Source organism: Mycobacterium sp. (assembly GCF_049673265.1).
In the GTDB taxonomy this organism is placed as follows: domain Bacteria; phylum Actinomycetota; class Actinomycetes; order Mycobacteriales; family Mycobacteriaceae; genus Mycobacterium.
Genome location: NZ_JBATXN010000337.1, coordinates 1 through 2,995, shown reverse-complemented (window position 1 = coordinate 2,995; position 2,995 = coordinate 1). Strand labels below are relative to the sequence as shown.

Here is a 2,995-nt window from a genome sequence, read left to right as displayed (position 1 = left end):
TGCGTTCGGCCTCACAATGACGCTGGTTTGGCTTTACATCGAGATCCTGCGCCTGCTCAGTTACCTACAAAACGATTAGCTGCTTCACCGAAAAGCCGGCACGTACTCCACGTGCCGGCTTTTTGTTGACTAAGTGTTGACTCTGCGTTGACGGCGCGTGCTACTCGCACGTTTGCGCCATAGACGCAGAGTCAACGCGGTGTGTCAGCACCCGCTGCCACCATGCCCGGATGTGGCAGGGTCACCAACCATTCATCGGCAGCGAGGCGCTGGCCGCCGAAAAGCTCAGTCGGTACGAACTGCGCAGGTACTACCGCGCGATGATGCCGAACGTCTACATCGACAAGCGACTGCAGCCGTCGCTGCGGCAGCGCACTGTGGGCGCCTGGCTCTGGTCGGGTCGGAAGGCAGTGATAGCCGGCGCCGCCGCGTCTGCAATGCATGGAAGTAAGTGCGGTCGACGACGACGTTCCGGTCGAACTGATTTGGCGCAACGCGCGAGCGCCGCAGGGCGTCGTCACACGCGATGATTTGTTGATGAGCACCGAGTTCCAGCGTCGTGACGGCCTTTACGTGACAACGCCTGAACGTACTGCCTTCGACATCGCCAGGCGCGGAACCATAAGCCGCGCCGTCGCCGGCCTCGATGCCCTGGCCGCTGCCACCGACTTCAAAGTGCGAGATGTCTTGGAGCTGGTCGGCAATCACGGCCATACGCGTGGCCTGCGCCAATTAGAGAAAACGCTGGCTCTAGTCGACGCCGGAGCTCAGTCACCGAAGGAAACGTGGCTGCGGCTGCTGTTGATCAGCGCGGGCTTCCCAAGACCACGAACGCAGATCGCCGTGCCAGACGGGGACGGCTTTCCGCGCTACTTCCTCGACATGGGTTGGGAGGACATCTTGTTGGCCGTCGAGTACGACGGCGGACAGCATTGGACCGATCCCTGCCAGTACGCAAATGACGTCGCGCGGCAAGAAGTCGTCGCCGCGCGCGGCTGGACCGTCGTCAGGGTGGTGTCGCAGCATCGTCCGCGCGACGTCATTCGTCGGGTTCAGTGCGCTTGGGACGCGTTGACTCTGCGTTGACGGCACGCCCTACTCGTAGTTTTGAGCCATGGACGCAGAGTCAACGCGGCGAAGTCAGCTAAGCCGCTCGAGCACCATCGCCATGCCCTGGCCGCCGCCGACGCACATGGTCTCGAGGCCGAACGTCTTGTCCTGAGTGGTCAGGTTGTTCAGCAGCGTGGTGGCAATGCGAGCGCCGGTCATGCCGAACGGGGGGCCCAGCGCGATCGCACCGCCCGACACGTTCAGCTTTTCCTCGTCGATGCCCAATTCGCGGGCCGAGCCGAGTACCTGGACAGCGAAGGCCTCGTTGATCTCGAACAGGTCAATGTCCTTGATCGACAAGCCGGCGTTCGCCAGCGCCTTCTTGCTCGCCTCGATCGGGCCCAGGCCCATGATCTCCGGCGACAGACCGCTCACCCCGGTGGCCACCACGCGTGCCAGCGGCGTCAGGCCGAGTTCTTTGGCCTTGGTGTCGCTGGTGATCACCACCGCGGCGGCGCCGTCGTTCAGCGGGCAGGCATTACCCGCGGTCACCGTGCCGTTGGGCCGAAACACCGGCTTGAGCTCGCTGATCTTCTCGTAGGTGGTTCCCGGTCGCGGACCATCGTCGGTGCTGACCGTGGTGCCGTCGGGCAGGGTGACCGGCTCGATCTCGCGCTCGAAGAACCCGCTCTTGATCGCCTCCTCGGCCCGGTTCTGGCTGCGCACTCCCCAGTGGTCCTGGTCTTCGCGGCTGATCCCGGTGAGGATCGCGACGTTTTCGGCGGTTTGACCCATCGCGATGTAAATATCGGGCACCGCGTCGTCGGAGCGGGGATCGTGCCATTCGTCGGCGCCCTGGGCCGCGCTGGCCGTGCGTTCTTGGGCGTCGTCGAATAGTGGATTCTTGGTGTCCGGCCAGGAGTCCGAGTTGCCCTTGGCGAATCGGGAGACGGTCTCCACGCCGGCGCTGATGAACGCGTCGCCTTCACCGGCCTTGATCGCGTGGAAGGCCATCCGGATGGTCTGCAGCGACGACGAGCAGTATCGGTTCACCGTGGTGCCCGACAGGAAGTCGTAGCCGAGTTCGACGGCGACGACGCGAGCCATGTTGAAGCCTTGCTCACCGCCGGGCAGGCCGCAGCCCAACATCAGGTCGTCGATTTGGTGCGGGTTGAGCGCGGGCACCTTGTCCAGTGCGGCGCGCACCATCTGCGCCGCCAGGTCGTCGGGCCGCATGCTGACCAGCGACCCTTTCATGGCACGGCCGATCGGTGAACGGGCGGTCGAGACGATGACGGCTTCCGGCATGACGGCTCCTCGGTAAGTGTGGTCTCGAATCTATCCTCAGGAGCCGCGCCGCGATTTAGCCGGGGGCAGGTACGACGATGGGTGCCGGCACGCCGGTGGTCGGCCGTTGCAACAGCCGCGAGATCAGCCGGAGCACCGTGTAGCCGGGACCGGCCTCGGTGCCGGTCGCCGACGCCAGGGCCGGCTCGCCGGCCCACTCGCCGAGCGCCTGGCACAACGCCGGCAGCAGCTGACTTGCCGCGAGCGCATACCCGGCCGCCGACGGATGAAACTGATCGTCGGACAGCATCAGCTCGGGCGCATGCCGAAACTGATCGTTGACCAATGAGGCCAGCGGCACCGGCACGCCGCCGGCCGACCTGACGGCGCCGGCTTGGGCGCGGGCCAGCCGCAGACCCCGGGTGCGTACCGTCCAGCGCAGCGGCTGCGGGATGGCCTTGACGACCCCGAAATCGGGGCAGGTGGCGACGACGACCACGGCGCCGCTGGCGCACAGCCGCCGTACGGCTGCGCCCAGCCGCCGCGCGGAGGCGCCGATGCCGTTGAGCCGCGTGATGTCGTTGGCGCCGATCAAGATCACCGCGGCGTCCGGCGGCGGACCGGCCACGAACATGGCGTCCACCTGGCCGGACAAGCC

Annotated in this window: 3 protein-coding genes and 1 pseudogene; 2 read left to right on the top strand and 2 right to left on the bottom strand. The window is 65.9% G+C overall.

Going from position 1 to position 2,995, the window contains the following annotated elements:
- Positions 1-79 (top strand): Bax inhibitor-1/YccA family membrane protein (locus tag WBF82_RS11910; RefSeq protein WP_424383232.1); only part of this gene is annotated, 79 nt, incomplete at its 5' end.
- Positions 80-230: 151 nt separating this feature from the next.
- Positions 231-1,086: pseudogene (locus tag WBF82_RS11905) on the top strand (DUF559 domain-containing protein).
- A gap of 54 nt (positions 1,087-1,140) precedes the next feature.
- Here the strand turns inward: WBF82_RS11905 and WBF82_RS11900 are convergent.
- Positions 1,141-2,358 (bottom strand): acetyl-CoA C-acetyltransferase, encoded by a 1,218-nt coding sequence (locus WBF82_RS11900; protein ID WP_424383231.1) that lies wholly within the window; start codon positions 2,356-2,358, stop codon positions 1,141-1,143.
- Between the two features lie 55 nt (positions 2,359-2,413).
- The coding region (locus WBF82_RS11895) for a GDSL-type esterase/lipase family protein (RefSeq protein WP_424383230.1) at positions 2,414-2,995 on the bottom strand (582 nt) is incomplete at its 5' end.

Bases quoted from the DNA above. Each gene is read 5' to 3' on its own strand.
- WBF82_RS11900 (WP_424383231.1), bottom strand. From the start codon at position 2,358: ATGCCGGAAGCCGTCATCGTCTCGACCGCCCGTTCACCGATCGGCCGT.